The sequence below is a fragment of the Duganella sp. GW821-FHT07G03 genome, assembly GCF_059418605.1.
This window is the reverse complement of record NZ_JBWKQE010000019.1, coordinates 58028-70892: the sequence shown is the minus strand read 5'-3', so window position 1 is coordinate 70892 and position 12865 is coordinate 58028. Positions and strand designations below refer to the sequence as shown.

Below are 12865 nucleotides of genomic sequence, written 5' to 3'. Positions count from 1 at the left end.
TTGTCTTGGTCGTCATACAATAGGTTAAACTAGGCTTCAGTTCATCCTCATGTAAAGACGACCCATGCTGCAAACTCCGCTGACGATCCAACGCCTCTACGACGACAATCGCGAAAGTTTGCAGCTAGGCTGGTTCGCCGGCTTCCCCGGCGGCGAACGCCTGATCTCGGGCGACGTCGCCTCGGCCGCCGACCAGGTCGGCCACCTGAACACCATCCACCCGGGCCGCATCCAGGTCTTCGGGCACCAGGAAATCAACTACTACCAGCGCCTGAAGTCGCTGACGCGCGCCCACGTCATCGGCGAGCTGATCGCCGGCGGTCCGCCGGCGCTGATCATCGCCCAGGGTCTGGAGACGCCGCCCGACATCCTCGCCATCTGCGACGAGAAAAACATTCCGCTGTTCTCCACGCCGCTGCCGGCCGCGCAGGTGATCGACTTCCTGCGCGTCTACCTGTCGAAGAAGCTGGCGCAACGCATCATCATGCACGGCGTGTTCATGGACGTGCTGGGCGTGGGCGTGCTGATCACCGGCGACTCCGGCCTCGGCAAGAGCGAGCTGGGCCTGGAGCTGATTTCGCGTTCGCACGGCCTGGTGGCCGATGACGCGGTGGAGTTCTCGCGCATCGCGCCCAACATGATCGAAGGCCGCTGCCCGGCGCTGCTGCAAAACCTGCTGGAAGTGCGCGGGCTGGGGCTGCTGGACATCAAGGCCATCTTCGGCGAGACCGCGGTGCGCCGCAAGATGCGCTTGAAACTGATCGTGCACCTGGTGCGGCGCGGCGCGGCCGACGAGGAAGTCGAGCGCCTGCCGTTCCAGTTCCCGACCGAAGACGTGCTGGGCCTGCCGATCCGCAAGGTGGTGATCCCGGTGGCGGCCGGCCGCAACATCGCGGTGCTGCTGGAAGCCGCCGTGCGCAACACCATCCTGCAACTGCGCGGCATCGATACGCTGCAGGAATTCATGGAGCGTCAAAGACAAGCGATGAGCGGCGACTAAGCCGGCACCCATAGCTTTTCCGCATCATTGCGAAAACTAAACATGGTCATTCTGGGCAAGTAAGTCCGGCCTGCGGTATCATCGTGGCCTATGCGCATCGTACTCATTACCGGTATTTCCGGCTCCGGCAAGTCCGTGGCCCTGAACGTCCTGGAAGACACTGGACACTATTGCGTCGACAATCTGCCGCCAGCCCTGCTGTCGAGCCTGGTGGACACCCTGGTCGCCGACGGTCTGGAGGCGCTGGCCGTGGCGGTCGACGCGCGCAGCGCCGAATCGCTGGCCACGCTGCCGGCGGCCGTCGAGCGCCTGCGCGAGCTGGGGCACGACGTCAAGGTCATGTTCCTGACCGCGAACACGCACTCGCTGGTGGCGCGCTTCTCGGAAACGCGGCGCAGCCACCCACTGTCGCACGAACTGCGGCCGGGCCATAACCCGGCGGCGCGCCGCACGCTGATCGAGTGCATTTCGGAAGAGCGCGAGCGGCTGTCGGCCATCGAACAACTGGGCCATGTGATCGACACCTCGGAGCTGAGCGCCAACAAGCTGCGCGCCTGGGTCAAGGACCTGGTGGCAATCGAGCGGGCGCCGCTGATCCTGTTCTTTGAATCGTTCGCCTTCAAGCTGGGCGTGCCGCTGGACGCGGACTTCGTGTTCGACGTGCGGGCGCTGCCGAACCCCTACTACGACCTGACCTTGCGTCCGCTGACCGGCCGCGACGCGCCGGTGATCGACTTCCTCAACGCCCAGCCGAGCGCGCTGGACCTGATGAACGACATCCGCGTCTTCATCGAGAAATGGCTGCCGTCCTTCAAGACCGACAACCGCAGCTACCTGACGGTGGCGGTGGGCTGCACCGGCGGCCAGCACCGCTCGGTCTTCATGGCCGAGCAACTGGCGGCCTACTTCCAGCAATCCGAACGCGTCATCCTGCGCCACCGCGAACAGGCCTGATCAGCGGCTCCAGTGCACCACTTCGATGGTGTGGCCGTCCGGGTCCTTGATCATGGTGCCGAAGTAGCGCTCGTTGATGTCCGGCCGCAAGCCGGGCTCGCGCAGCGGTGTCGCGCCAAGCCCCATCGCCGCGTCGAAAAACTCCCTGGCCGCCTGCCGGCTGGGCGCGGCGACGGCCACATGGGCGCGGTCGCCGGCCAGCACGTCCTCGCTCACCGACGGGTAGAGGCAAAAACTCCAGGCGCCATCGGCGCCGTAGATCACCTGGGTGGCGTCGCTGTGCTGCAAGGTGTAGCCCAGCGGCGCGAAGCAGGCGGTGTAGAAATCCGTGGCGCGCGGCAGTGCGCGGGTGCCGATGGAAACGTGGTCGATCATGATGCTGTCCTCCTGAAGTTGGAAGGCCCATCATACTGAGCGGCGGTGAGACAACATTGCAATCTCACCCGCCGCGATGCAAGAATTACTCGATCTTCACAGCGGCACTTTGGTCTCGAACTTGGCGCAGTTCATGGCCAGCAAACTCTTGTAGTTGCTGACGTTATTATTCGACGTGAACACGCGCCGGGTGAAGGCCTGGAACGCTTCCATCGACACCGCCGTCACCACCAGCATGAAGTCGAACTCGCCCGCCACTTCGTAGCAGGCCATGACGTCGGGCTCTTCGCGCATCAGCGACTCGAACATTTTCAACAGCGAGGTATTCTGCTGCTCCAGCTGCACCGTGACGAACGCGGTCAGCGGGCGGCCGACGCGCACCCGGTCCACCAGCGCCACCTCCTTGACCAGCACGCCGCTGGCGCGCAACTGCGCGATGCGGCGCTGGCAGGTGGCGGCGGACGCGTGCACCAGCCCGGCGATGCGCCGCAGCGGGATGCTGGCGTCCTCCTGCAGCAGGTTCAGTATCTGGATGTCGAGTCGGTCCAGTTCCACGGCCATCGGCGCTTAGTCCAGGTGGCGCAGCGGGTGGGCGTAGTCCGGCCACACCGGCTGGAAGAAGCGCCGCACCATCGCCTCGTCGACCTCGTCCAGCGAGGCCGGCTTCCACTGCGGCGCGTTGTCCTTGTCGATGACCAGCGCGCGCACGCCTTCGATCACTTCGCCGTCCTCGAAGTTGTGGCGCACCAGCGTGCGCTCCATGCGCAGGCAATCGGCCACGCCCATTGCGGCGCCGCGCCGGACCAGCTCGTGCGTCACGCACATCATCAGCGGCGAGCGGGTGGCCATCACCTGCAGCGTCTTTTGCGCGAAGGCGCTGTCGTCGGTTTTCAGCGAGGCGATGATGGCGGGCACCGAGCCGGCGCCGAAGTGGCGGTCGATAGCGGCGCGCTCGGCCGCCAGCTTGCTGTCGCCGGCAGCGGCCCTGAACGGCGCCGCGAAAGCCGCGATGGCCTCGGCCAAGCCCGCGCCCGGCGTCGACTCAAGCAGCGCCGACAGCGCCGCCATGTCGCTGCCCGGCACAAAGTGATCGGCCAGCCCCGCATGCAGCGCATCGGCCGCACCGATGGTGACGCCGGTGACGCCCAGGTAGCAGCCCAACTTGCCCGGCGCGCGCGCCAGGAAATAGCTGCCGCCCACATCCGGGAACAGGCCGATGTTCACTTCCGGCATGGCCATCTTGGTCCGCTCGGTGACGATGCGCACGCGGCAATCAGGACCGCCCTGCGCCACGCCCATGCCGCCGCCCATGACCACGCCGTCCATCAGCGCGACGTAGGGCTTGGGATAAAAATGGATCAGGTGGTTGAGCGCGTATTCCTCGGTGAAGAAATCCTCCACCAACGCGCTGCCGCCCTGCGGCGTGGCGCGGCCGGCGTCGTAGAAGAAGCGGATGTCGCCGCCGGCGCAGAAGGCCTTTTCGCTGCTGCTGCGGATGACCACGGCGGCCACGCCGCTGTCGTCGCGCCACGCCATCAGCGCCGCCGTGATATCGCGCACCATCGCCAGCGACAAAGAGTTCAAGGCCTTGGGCCGGTCCAGCGTGATGAAGCCGGTTCCGTTGCTGACGCTGGTGTGGACGTATTCGCTCATGGAGTCTCTAGGGTCGTGGTGAAAACCCTATTTTACTGCGGGCGCAAAAAAGGGCGCCTCTGCGCCCTTAGTTGGATGGTGCCGGGGCCGTTGTTATAGGGCGGCGGCAGCGGGTTCGTAGCTATCCGGGAGATGCTTGATCGCATCGTGGCCGTGCTCTTGGACCTTGGCTTTGTACTTCATGACCTGCCGATCCAGCTTGTCGATCAAGGTATCGATGGCGGCGTACAGGTCTTGCGACAGGCTTTCCACGTAGACGGTCTTGCCCGACATGCGCAGGTTGATTTCAGCCTTCTGGCGTTTCTCTTTCTCTTTGAGGTTATCTACAGTCAGGATGACAGCAATATCAATCACTTGATCAAAGTGGCGGGTGACGCGTTCCAGCTTGTTCTGCACGTATTCACGGATGGCCGAGGTCACTTCGAGATGATGTCCACTGATGGTGAGATTCATACACACTCCTAAAGATAATGTCGCTTCTTACGGTTAGTGCGGAGCCCATTACCGCCGGGCGCGCAGGAACCAAGTAACTACAAAGATTTACGGAGACTGACTGGCGGGATCTTCAACGCTTCGCGATATTTGGCAACAGTGCGTCGCGCAATCACCATGCCTTGTTCTCCCAGCATGTCCGCAATCTTACTGTCGGATAAAGGATTTTTCGGGTCTTCTGCTCCTGTCAATTGCACGATGAGTGCACGTATCGCCGTCGAACTTGCTTCCCCCCCCGCTTCGGTGGCGACATGGCTACCAAAGAAATATTTCAACTCAAACATGCCATGCGGGGTCAGCATATATTTTTGAGTTGTTACACGAGAAATAGTGCTCTCGTGTAGACCCAGTGTATCAGCAATTTCACGAAGCACAAGGGGGCGCATGGCAACCGCGCCATGGGAGAAAAAGTTCTTTTGTCGTTCTACTATCGCTTGTGCAACGCGCAAAATCGTGTCGAAACGCTGGCGCATATTCTTGATCAGCCACTTCGCTTCCTGCAGCTGCGCGCCCATCGCGCCCTCGCCTTTTCCCTGCTTGAGCAGGTTGGCGTACATGGCGTTCACGCGCAGGCGCGGCATGACGTCGTTGTTCAGGCTCACTTGCCAGCCGTTGCGCGCTTTTTTGACGATCACGTCCGGCACCACGTAGTCCGACACGTCCGACGCGAACGCCGAACCCGGATGCGGATTGCACTGGCGGATGACGGTTTGTGCTTCGCGCAAATCTTCGTCGTCGCACAGCAGCGCCTTCTTCAGTTTGTTGAAATCGCGCTGGGCAAACCAGGTCAAATGATTTTCAACAATCGCCAGCGCCATGCGCCGCGTGACCATCGGAATCGCCGGCAGACGCTTGATCTGCAGCGCCAGGCATTCGGACGCGTTGCGCGCGCCCACGCCCATCGGATCGAAGCTTTGCAGCATCGACAAGGCGGTCTGCAATTCGTCGAGCTCCAGTTCCAGTTCTTCCGGCAGGCGGGCCAGGATTTCTTCCAGCGATTCCTCGAGGTAGCCGTTTTCGTCCAGCGCGTCGATGATCAGCTCGACCAGCGCGCGGTCGCGCATCTCCAGCACCGTCACCCGCATCTGCTCCATCAGGTGTTCGCGCAAGGTGCAGTGGCTGGCCTCCAGTTGCGGCCGCGAGTCCTCGTCGTCGGGCGCCTTGCTGCGGCCGGCGTCGCTCCAGTCGACATCGGCGTCGCTGCTGGTGCTTTCGGTGTCGGCGGCCGGGCCGTCGTAGTTGTCGGCGTCGGCGGCCGGCGCCTCCTGGGCGTTGGGCGGGCCCTCGGGCGGCGCGTCGCCGACCGGGGCTTGTTGGCTGATGGCGCCGTCCGACAGCAGCCGCAGCGAGCGGTCCAGCGGGTCGTCGAGGCGCTCCAGCAGCGGATTATCGGTCAGCAGCTGTTCCAGTTCCTGGTGCAGCTCCAGCGTCGACAACTGCAGCAGCCGGATCGACTGCTGCAACTGAGGTGTCAGCGCGAGGTGCTGCGACGTGCGCAGTTGCAAAGACTGTTTCATGGGTTTTACATGCGGAAGTGTTCACCCAGATACACGCGACGCACCGATTCGTTGGCGATGATGTCGTCTGGCCGGCCTGAAGCCAATACCGTGCCCTGGTTGATGATATATGCGCGGTCGCAGATGCCCAGCGTCTCGCGCACATTGTGATCGGTAATGAGGACGCCGATGCCGCGTTCCTTGAGGAAGCGCACGATGCGCTGGATCTCAATCACGGCGATCGGGTCGACCCCGGCGAATGGTTCGTCGAGCAGCACGAAGCGCGGGTTGGTCGCCAGTGCGCGCGCGATCTCCACGCGGCGGCGCTCGCCGCCCGACAGCGACAGCGCCTGGTTCTCGCGCAGTTTTTCGATTTGCAAATCGGCCAGCAGGGTATTGAGCCGTTCATCAATGGCAGCCTTGGATAAAGGCTTGCCGTCCACTTTCTGGATTTCGAGGACGGCGCGGATATTTTCTTCCACCGTCAGCTTGCGGAACACCGACGCTTCCTGCGGCAGGTAGGACAAGCCGAGCGAGGCGCGGCGGTGGATAGGCAGCGAGGAGATATCGGTGCCGCTGATATCGATGCTGCCGGCGTCCGACGGCACCAGGCCGACGATCATGTAGAACGAGGTGGTCTTGCCGGCGCCGTTGGGGCCGAGCAGGCCCACCACTTCGCCGCATTCGACTTGCAGGGACACGTCATGCACGACCTGGCGCTTGCCATAGGTCTTTTGCAGGCCGCGCACGATCAGGGTGCTACCGCAGGATGGTTCCATGCTTACTTCTCCGTGGCCGGCGGCGTCGATGCGGCCGGTGCGGGTGCCGCCGGCGCGGCCGGACGGATGGTCGGCTGGATCACCATGGTGCCGCGGCCGGCGCCCGGCTTGCTGACGCCGGAGACGTTGTTCTTGACGTCGAAATGTTCGGTGCGGCTGTCGTAGGAAATGAACTCGCTGTTGACTTCGCTGGTCATGCGCGGGCCTTCCAGCTGGCGCACCCTGGCTTTCGAGAACAGCTTGACCAGGTCGGTCTTGTCGCTGTATTCGATGCGCTCGGCTTCACCCTCGATCCACTGGTCGCCGGCGCCGTCGCGCTTCTGGCGGAAGGTCGACAGCGTGCCCGGCGTGCTGGTCAGCACGACGAAGTTATAGCCTTCGGGATCGGTGGTCACCACCGCCTTCGGCGACTTCATCAGCAAGGTGCCGCGCGTCAGCACGACATTGCCGATCAGCGTCTTGATTTGCTTGACGTCGTCGATTTGCAGGTCGTCGTAATCGATCTTGGTCGGCTTGTTGGCATCGGCTTTTTCCGCGTGGGCCACACCGGCCGCCATCAACAACATCGCCGCCGAGAGTATCAGTTTCTTCATCGTCATTCCATTCATCATCATTGTTTCCTCAATGGCCGGCGCGCGGCGGCATCGTCAGTTGTCCGCGTCCGCCCAGCTGCACTGCGCGGGTGGCGTTATTGGCCTTCATGCCGACGCCATTGGCGCTGGCGTTGCCCATTTCCAGCGCCACCGGGCTGGCGGTTTCCATGCGTTCTTCGTCCGGGTAGACGGTCAGCGCCGGCGTGGTCATGCGCATCGCCTGCGCTTGCGGCCCGGCCGGACGCACCACGCTCACATTACCGTTGAGCTTGACGCGCGTATTGCCCTGGTCGACATGGGCGGTGTCGGCATTGATATTCATCGGCGGCTGGTCGCCGGACAGGCTGTGCACAGTCGGCTTGTCGATGTCGGAGGCATCGTCGACCGGCCGGTGGGTCAGCTTGTCGCCGGAGATGATGTAGGCCGGCTGGCCGGCCTTGTTCATGCGCACCATGCTGAAGCGGTCGATGATGTAGTCCGGCTCATTGCGATGCTGGTCCACCTGCGCATCCTGGCCGGCCTGGTTGACCACCTGCACCAGCCAGAAGCTGCCGACGGCGACAAACACGCCGACCATCATGATGACGGTAAGCTGCCAGCGATGGGCTGTTTTTTTACGCATGCTCGATCCTCGTCAAACCAGGAACTGCGCCATCACGCGCTCGTACGTACCCTGCGCGTGCATCAGCAGCTCGCACACTTCGCGCACCGCGCCGCGGCCGCCGGCGGCCACCGTGGTGTGGTGGGCGCGCTCCAGCACTTCGGCGCGGCCGTTCGGCACGGCGACGGCGAAACCGACGCGCGTCAGGATCGGCAGGTCGACCACGTCGTCGCCGATGAAGCCGACCTGGTCGGCGGTGAGGCCGGTCTTTTCCAGCAGCGCCTTGAACGGCGTCAGCTTGTCGTGGCCGCCCTGGTGCAGGTGGACGATGCCGAGGTCGGCCGCGCGCTTGATCACCTGCGGCGAGGTGCGCGCGCTGATGATGGCGGTCTGCACGCCGGACTCCTGCAGCAGCTTGATGCCCAGGCCGTCGTGCACATTGAAGGTCTTCAGCGCTTCGCCGTCGGCGCCGTAGTGCAGGCTGCCGTCGGTCAGCACGCCGTCGACGTCGAAGATCATCAGCTTGACGCGCGCGGCGCGTTCCACATAAGTCAGATCGGCCATCAGATCACCTTGGCACGGGTCAGGTCGTGGATGTGCAGCGCGCCGACCAGCTTGCCGTCGGCGTCGGTCACCAGCATCTGGTTGATGCGGAACTGTTCCATCACGGCCACGGCGTCGACCGCCAGTTTTTCCGGCGAGATGCTGCGCGGGTTGGCGTGCATCACGTCGCGGATCACCACCTTGGTGAAGTCCTGGACCTTCTCGATCATGCGGCGCAGGTCGCCGTCGGTGAACACGCCGATCGGCTTGTCGTCGGCGTCGACCACGGCGGTCATGCCCATGCCCTTGTGCGTGATTTCCAGCAGCGCGTCGGTCAGCTTGACATCGGCGGTCACGCGCGGCACGGCGTCGCCGCTGCGCATGACGTCGCGCACATGGGTCAGCAGGCGGCGGCCCAGCGCGCCGCCCGGATGGGAGCGGGCGAAGTCTTCTTCCTTGAAGCCGCGCAGGTCCAGCAGCGCGACGGCGATGGCGTCGCCCAGCGCCAGCGTGACGGTGGTCGAGGTGGTCGGCGCCAGGTTCATCGGGCAGGCTTCCTTGGCCACGGCCACGTTCAGGTGGACGTCGGCGATCCCGGCCAGGCTGGAGCCGGGCTTGCCGGTCATGGCGATGACCTTGCTGCCCATGCGCTTGACCACCGGCAGGATGGTCATCAGCTCGGCGCTTTCGCCGGAGTAGGAAATGGCGATGAAGGCATCGTCGGCGGTGACCATGCCGAGGTCGCCGTGGGCCGCTTCGGCCGGGTGCACGAACAAGGCCGGGGTGCCGGTCGAGGCCAGCGTGGCGGCGATCTTGCGGCCGATATGGCCGGACTTGCCGATGCCGGACACGACGACGCGGCCCTTGCAGTTCAGCAGCAATTCGATGGCCTGCACCACGCTGTCGTCGGCGTCCATGCGGGCGTTCAGGGCCGCGATCGCCTCTGCTTCGTTCTGCAGGGTGTCGCGGGCCAGCCGCAACGCATGCGCGGCCATATTTGCGTCAAAAGCTTTCAGCATTGTTTTTTCATGGGTTACACTCATGCCCAAGTATAGCCGAATTGAGAAAGCAAAAAACTTGCCAGTTACAACATAACGGCCCGCACCGGCCCACAAACAACGAAATAATATTTTCTGGCGATGTTGATATGACGTTTTCACCTTTGGAATTAACCTTGTTGTTGCTGGGCAGCGCGGTGCTGGGCGTCGTCGCTTTCCGCATGATGCATTTGCCGCCCATGCTGGGCTACCTGGCGGTCGGCATCCTGATCGGCCCCCACGCGCTGGGCCTGGCCGAGTCGAGCGAAGCGTTCCACTCGCTGGCCGAATTCGGCGTGGTGTTCCTGATGTTCTCCATCGGCCTGGAGTTCTCCCTGCCCAAACTGATGGCCATGCGCGGCATCGTGTTCGGGCTGGGCATGGCGCAGGTGGTGCTGACCATCGTCGCCACCATGCTGTTCGGCTGGGCCCTCGCCACCCAACTGCCCGCGGGCATCCACATCGGCTGGCAAGCCTCGTTCGCGCTGGGCGGCGCGCTGGCCATGTCCTCGACCGCCATCGTGTCAAAAATGCTGACCGAGCGGCTGGAGCTGGAGAGCGAGCACGGCCGCAAGATCATCGGCATCCTGCTGTTCCAGGATCTGGCCGTGGTGCCGCTGCTGATCCTGATTCCTTCGCTGGGCCAGCGGCCGGACGCGCTGGTCGAGACCCTGGCCTGGGCCGGCGTCAAGGCCGTGATCGTGCTGGCGCTGTTGCTGTTCTTCGGCCAGAAGCTGGTGCGCGGCTGGTTCACCATCGTGGTCAAGCGGCGCTCGCAGGAGCTGTTCATGCTGAACCTGCTGTTGATCACCCTGGGCGCGGCCTGGATCACCGAGCGCGCCGGCCTGTCGCTCGCGCTGGGCGCCTTCGTGGCCGGCATGCTGATTTCCGAGACCGAATACAAGCACCAGGTGGAAGAGGACATCAAGCCCTTCCGCGACGTGCTGCTGGGACTGTTCTTCATCACCATCGGCATGCTGCTCAATGTGCAGATGGTGCTGGCGCACTGGTGGCTGGTGCTGGTGCTGCTGGCCGGGCCGGTGCTGCTCAAGTTCGCGCTGATCGCCGGCCTGGCCAAGCTGTTCGGCGCCTCGGACGGCGTGTCGATGCGCACCGGCCTGGCGCTGGCACAGGCGGGCGAGTTCGGCTTCGTGCTGCTGAACCTGGCGGGCGGCAGCCACCTGATGGACCCGTTCATCATCCAGGTGGTGCTGGCGTCGATGGTGCTGTCGATGCTGGTGGCGCCGTTCATCATCTCCAAGTCGGACCAGATCGTGATGAAGGTGTCGAGCAACGAGTGGATGATGCAATCGCTGGCGCTGACCAAGATCGCCAGCCGCACCATGTCGACCAACAAGCACGTGATCGTGTGCGGCTTCGGCCGCAGCGGCCAGAGCCTGGCGACCTTGCTGGGCGAAGAGCATATCGACTACCACGCGCTGGACCTGGACCCGGAGCGGGTGCAGGAAGCGCAGAGCGCCGGCCGCCACGTGTCCTACGGCGACGCCGCGCGGCGCGAAAGCCTGGTGGCGGCCGGCATCTACCGCGCCAGCGCGGTGGTGATCACCTACGCCAGCACGGCGTCGGCGCTGAAAGTGCTGCATCTGGTGCACGAGCTGGCGCCGGCCTTGCCGGTGATCGTGCGCTCCCACGACGACACCGACCTCGACCGGCTAAAAGCGGCCGGCGCGGCGGAAGTGGTGCCGGAGCTGATGGAGGGCAGCCTGATGCTGGCCTCGCACGCGCTGGTGATGCTGGGCGTGCCCTTGCGGCGCGTGGTGCACCGGGTGCAGACGGCGCGCGAAGAACGCTACGCCTCGTTGCGCGGCTACTTCCACGGCGCCAGCGACGCCGGCGAGGAGGCCGACCTGGAGCGGCTGCATTCGGTCACGCTGAGCGGCAGCGCGGTCAGCGTGGGCAAGTCCTTGGGCGAGACCGACGTGGCCGGCGCGGGCGCCGTCGTGAGCAGCATCCGGCGCGGCAAGGGCCGGCTGGAAGTGGCGCCCGAACTGGTGCTGGAAGCGGGCGACGTGGTGGTGTTGCGCGGCACAGCCGAAGCCGTCAACCGCGCCGAGCAGCGCCTGTTGCGCTAACCCCGGGGTTCTGGATCGCGGCTGATTACGCGGTTGCGGCCGGTTTCCTTGGCGACGTACAGCAAGGTGTCGGCGTGCGCCACCCAGGCGCGCGCGACGGCCGCCGGGTCGCCTTCGGCTTCGCCCGGATTCAAACAGGCCACGCCGATCGATACCGTCACCGACAACTGCAATTCCTGCGATAAGGCGATCATGCTGCCGGCCACGCTGGCGCGGATGCGCTCGGCGACGAAGGCGGCGCTGTCGAGGTTGGCGTCGATCAGCAGCACGACGAATTCCTCGCCGCCGAAACGCGCCAGCGCGTCCGACGTGCGCAGCTCGTTCTTGATGCGGGTCGCCACTTCGCGCAGCACGTCGTCGCCGCCGCCGTGGCCGACGGTGTCGTTGACGCGCTTGAAATGGTCGATGTCGATGTACATGAAGGAGATCGGATACTGCTGGCGCCGCGCGCGCGCGATCTCTTCCAGCAAGCGCCGGTCGATATAGCGCCGGTTGTAGACGCCGGTCAGCGAATCGGTCAGGCCGATGTACTTGAGCATCTCGTTGCTGATGACGTTTTCCAGGCAGATGGCGATGATCGACGCCATGTGCTCGATGAAATCCGTGCCCAGGCTGGGCGTGAAGCGGGTCGGATCGCAGCTGCCCAGGTTGAGGCAGCCGATGATGCGCTTGTTGCGCAGCAGCGGCACCAGCGCCACGCTTTGCAGGCCGGCCGGCGGCTGCGGGAACGGCGCCGCATGGCGCCGCGCGTCGTACATGCCCAGCAGCGGCTTGGGCGTCGGCGAGTAGGCGTTGCGCTGGCCGAGATCGAAACCCAGGCCGTCGAGCGTTTCAACAAAAATCAGTTCGGGGAAATCCGCAAACACCACGTCCAGCTTGGCCATGACGGTGCGGATGTCGGCGTCTTCGTCGATCAAGGTCAGGGTCACGCTGTCGAGCTCGGAGATCACCGGCAGCACGCGGAAGATGGTGCCTATCAGTTCGGGAAAATTGGCGGCGCTGACGATGTCCAGGTCGAAGGCCTGGTGGCGGGTCATGATGGAGTGGTTGCGCTCGGCCTGCTCCAGCAGGTAAGCCATGCGCGCACGCAGGGCCTGGTTTTCGGCCGCCAGATCGACCGCGCGCGCGGCGTGGTCAGTCTGCGGCGAGAACTTGCCGGTTGCGGTTTGCGTCATATATGCCCTTACTCATCAGCTTGTTTCATGCCAGATGCCACATTACGCCAAGTTTTAACGCTTGGGAATGCCTG

Annotated in this window: 14 protein-coding genes; 3 read left to right on the top strand and 11 right to left on the bottom strand. The window is 64.3% G+C overall.

Translation table 11 applies throughout. The features are described from left to right. Window positions 1–64: 64 nt before the first annotated feature. Window positions 65–1000 (top strand): HPr(Ser) kinase/phosphatase, encoded by a 936-nt coding sequence (gene hprK, locus AC07OK_RS21935; protein ID WP_008444515.1) that lies wholly within the window; start codon window positions 65–67, stop codon window positions 998–1000. 90 nt (window positions 1001–1090) lie between these two features. Continuing rightward, window positions 1091–1954 (top strand): RNase adapter RapZ, encoded by an 864-nt coding sequence (gene rapZ / locus AC07OK_RS21930; RefSeq protein WP_494692276.1) that lies wholly within the window; start codon window positions 1091–1093, stop codon window positions 1952–1954. Here rapZ and AC07OK_RS21925 read toward each other — a convergent pair whose 3' ends face one another. The 10 genes from AC07OK_RS21925 to AC07OK_RS21880 all read right to left on the bottom strand — a co-directional run bounded on the left by AC07OK_RS21925 (window position 1955) and on the right by AC07OK_RS21880 (window position 9505). Continuing rightward, window positions 1955–2329: a VOC family protein gene (locus AC07OK_RS21925; RefSeq protein ID WP_494692275.1), complete on the bottom strand. Its 375-nt coding sequence runs from the start codon at window positions 2327–2329 to the stop codon at window positions 1955–1957. Window positions 2330–2425: 96 nt separating this feature from the next. Next, on the bottom strand, window positions 2426–2884 hold the full coding sequence (locus AC07OK_RS21920; RefSeq protein WP_494692331.1) for an Lrp/AsnC family transcriptional regulator: 459 nt from the start codon (window positions 2882–2884) through the stop codon (window positions 2426–2428). 12 nt (window positions 2885–2896) lie between these two features. Continuing rightward, window positions 2897–3982, bottom strand: coding sequence for an enoyl-CoA hydratase/isomerase family protein (locus AC07OK_RS21915; RefSeq protein ID WP_494692274.1), 1086 nt, complete (start codon window positions 3980–3982; stop codon window positions 2897–2899). 93 nt (window positions 3983–4075) lie between these two features. Further along, window positions 4076–4435, bottom strand: a complete 360-nt coding sequence (hpf, locus tag AC07OK_RS21910; protein WP_026334892.1) for a ribosome hibernation-promoting factor, HPF/YfiA family — start codon at window positions 4433–4435, stop codon at window positions 4076–4078. A 77-nt stretch (window positions 4436–4512) separates the two neighbouring features. After that, a complete protein-coding gene (locus tag AC07OK_RS21905; RefSeq protein ID WP_116992741.1) occupies window positions 4513–5991 on the bottom strand; it encodes an RNA polymerase factor sigma-54 in 1479 nt (492 codons plus the stop codon). Window positions 5992–5996: 5 nt separating this feature from the next. Beyond that, a complete protein-coding gene (gene lptB, locus AC07OK_RS21900; protein WP_020704452.1) occupies window positions 5997–6749 on the bottom strand; it encodes an LPS export ABC transporter ATP-binding protein in 753 nt (250 codons plus the stop codon). A gap of 2 nt (window positions 6750–6751) precedes the next feature. Further along, window positions 6752–7342, bottom strand: a complete 591-nt coding sequence (lptA, locus tag AC07OK_RS21895) for a lipopolysaccharide transport periplasmic protein LptA (RefSeq protein ID WP_494692273.1) — start codon at window positions 7340–7342, stop codon at window positions 6752–6754. A 28-nt stretch (window positions 7343–7370) separates the two neighbouring features. Next, a complete protein-coding gene (lptC, locus tag AC07OK_RS21890) occupies window positions 7371–7964 on the bottom strand; it encodes an LPS export ABC transporter periplasmic protein LptC (protein ID WP_494692272.1) in 594 nt (197 codons plus the stop codon). A 12-nt stretch (window positions 7965–7976) separates the two neighbouring features. Then, window positions 7977–8507 (bottom strand): KdsC family phosphatase, encoded by a 531-nt coding sequence (locus AC07OK_RS21885; RefSeq protein ID WP_494692271.1) that lies wholly within the window; start codon window positions 8505–8507, stop codon window positions 7977–7979. Then, window positions 8507–9505, bottom strand: a complete 999-nt coding sequence (locus AC07OK_RS21880; RefSeq protein WP_494692270.1) for a KpsF/GutQ family sugar-phosphate isomerase — start codon at window positions 9503–9505, stop codon at window positions 8507–8509. The genes AC07OK_RS21885 and AC07OK_RS21880 overlap by 1 nt, the downstream gene beginning before the upstream one ends. A gap of 128 nt (window positions 9506–9633) precedes the next feature. Here AC07OK_RS21880 and AC07OK_RS21875 point away from each other — a divergent pair, with 128 nt between their 5' ends. Then, on the top strand, window positions 9634–11616 hold the full coding sequence (locus tag AC07OK_RS21875) for a monovalent cation:proton antiporter family protein (protein ID WP_494692269.1): 1983 nt from the start codon (window positions 9634–9636) through the stop codon (window positions 11614–11616). On the opposite strand, the gene AC07OK_RS21870 is transcribed toward AC07OK_RS21875, so the two are convergent. Then, the gene (locus AC07OK_RS21870; RefSeq protein WP_494692268.1) at window positions 11613–12791 is read right to left on the bottom strand and encodes a GGDEF domain-containing protein; all 1179 of its coding nucleotides are present in this window, start codon (window positions 12789–12791) and stop codon (window positions 11613–11615) included. The genes AC07OK_RS21875 and AC07OK_RS21870 overlap by 4 nt on opposite strands. Window positions 12792–12865: the final 74 nt, after the last annotated feature.

Coding starts and splice junctions, on each gene's coding strand:
- AC07OK_RS21925 (WP_494692275.1), bottom strand. CDS start 2,329: ATGATCGACCACGTTTCCATCGGCACCCGCGCACTGCCGCGCGCCACG.
- AC07OK_RS21870 (WP_494692268.1), bottom strand. CDS start 12,791: ATGACGCAAACCGCAACCGGCAAGTTCTCGCCGCAGACTGACCACGCC.
- lptB (WP_020704452.1), bottom strand. CDS start 6,749: ATGGAACCATCCTGCGGTAGCACCCTGATCGTGCGCGGCCTGCAAAAG.
- lptA (WP_494692273.1), bottom strand. CDS start 7,342: ATGAAGAAACTGATACTCTCGGCGGCGATGTTGTTGATGGCGGCCGGT.
- hpf (WP_026334892.1), bottom strand. CDS start 4,435: ATGAATCTCACCATCAGTGGACATCATCTCGAAGTGACCTCGGCCATC.
- AC07OK_RS21885 (WP_494692271.1), bottom strand. CDS start 8,507: ATGGCCGATCTGACTTATGTGGAACGCGCCGCGCGCGTCAAGCTGATG.
- hprK (WP_008444515.1), top strand. CDS start 65: ATGCTGCAAACTCCGCTGACGATCCAACGCCTCTACGACGACAATCGC.
- rapZ (WP_494692276.1), top strand. CDS start 1,091: ATGCGCATCGTACTCATTACCGGTATTTCCGGCTCCGGCAAGTCCGTG.
- AC07OK_RS21905 (WP_116992741.1), bottom strand. CDS start 5,991: ATGAAACAGTCTTTGCAACTGCGCACGTCGCAGCACCTCGCGCTGACA.
- AC07OK_RS21875 (WP_494692269.1), top strand. CDS start 9,634: ATGACGTTTTCACCTTTGGAATTAACCTTGTTGTTGCTGGGCAGCGCG.
- AC07OK_RS21880 (WP_494692270.1), bottom strand. CDS start 9,505: ATGCTGAAAGCTTTTGACGCAAATATGGCCGCGCATGCGTTGCGGCTG.
- lptC (WP_494692272.1), bottom strand. CDS start 7,964: ATGCGTAAAAAAACAGCCCATCGCTGGCAGCTTACCGTCATCATGATG.
- AC07OK_RS21915 (WP_494692274.1), bottom strand. CDS start 3,982: ATGAGCGAATACGTCCACACCAGCGTCAGCAACGGAACCGGCTTCATC.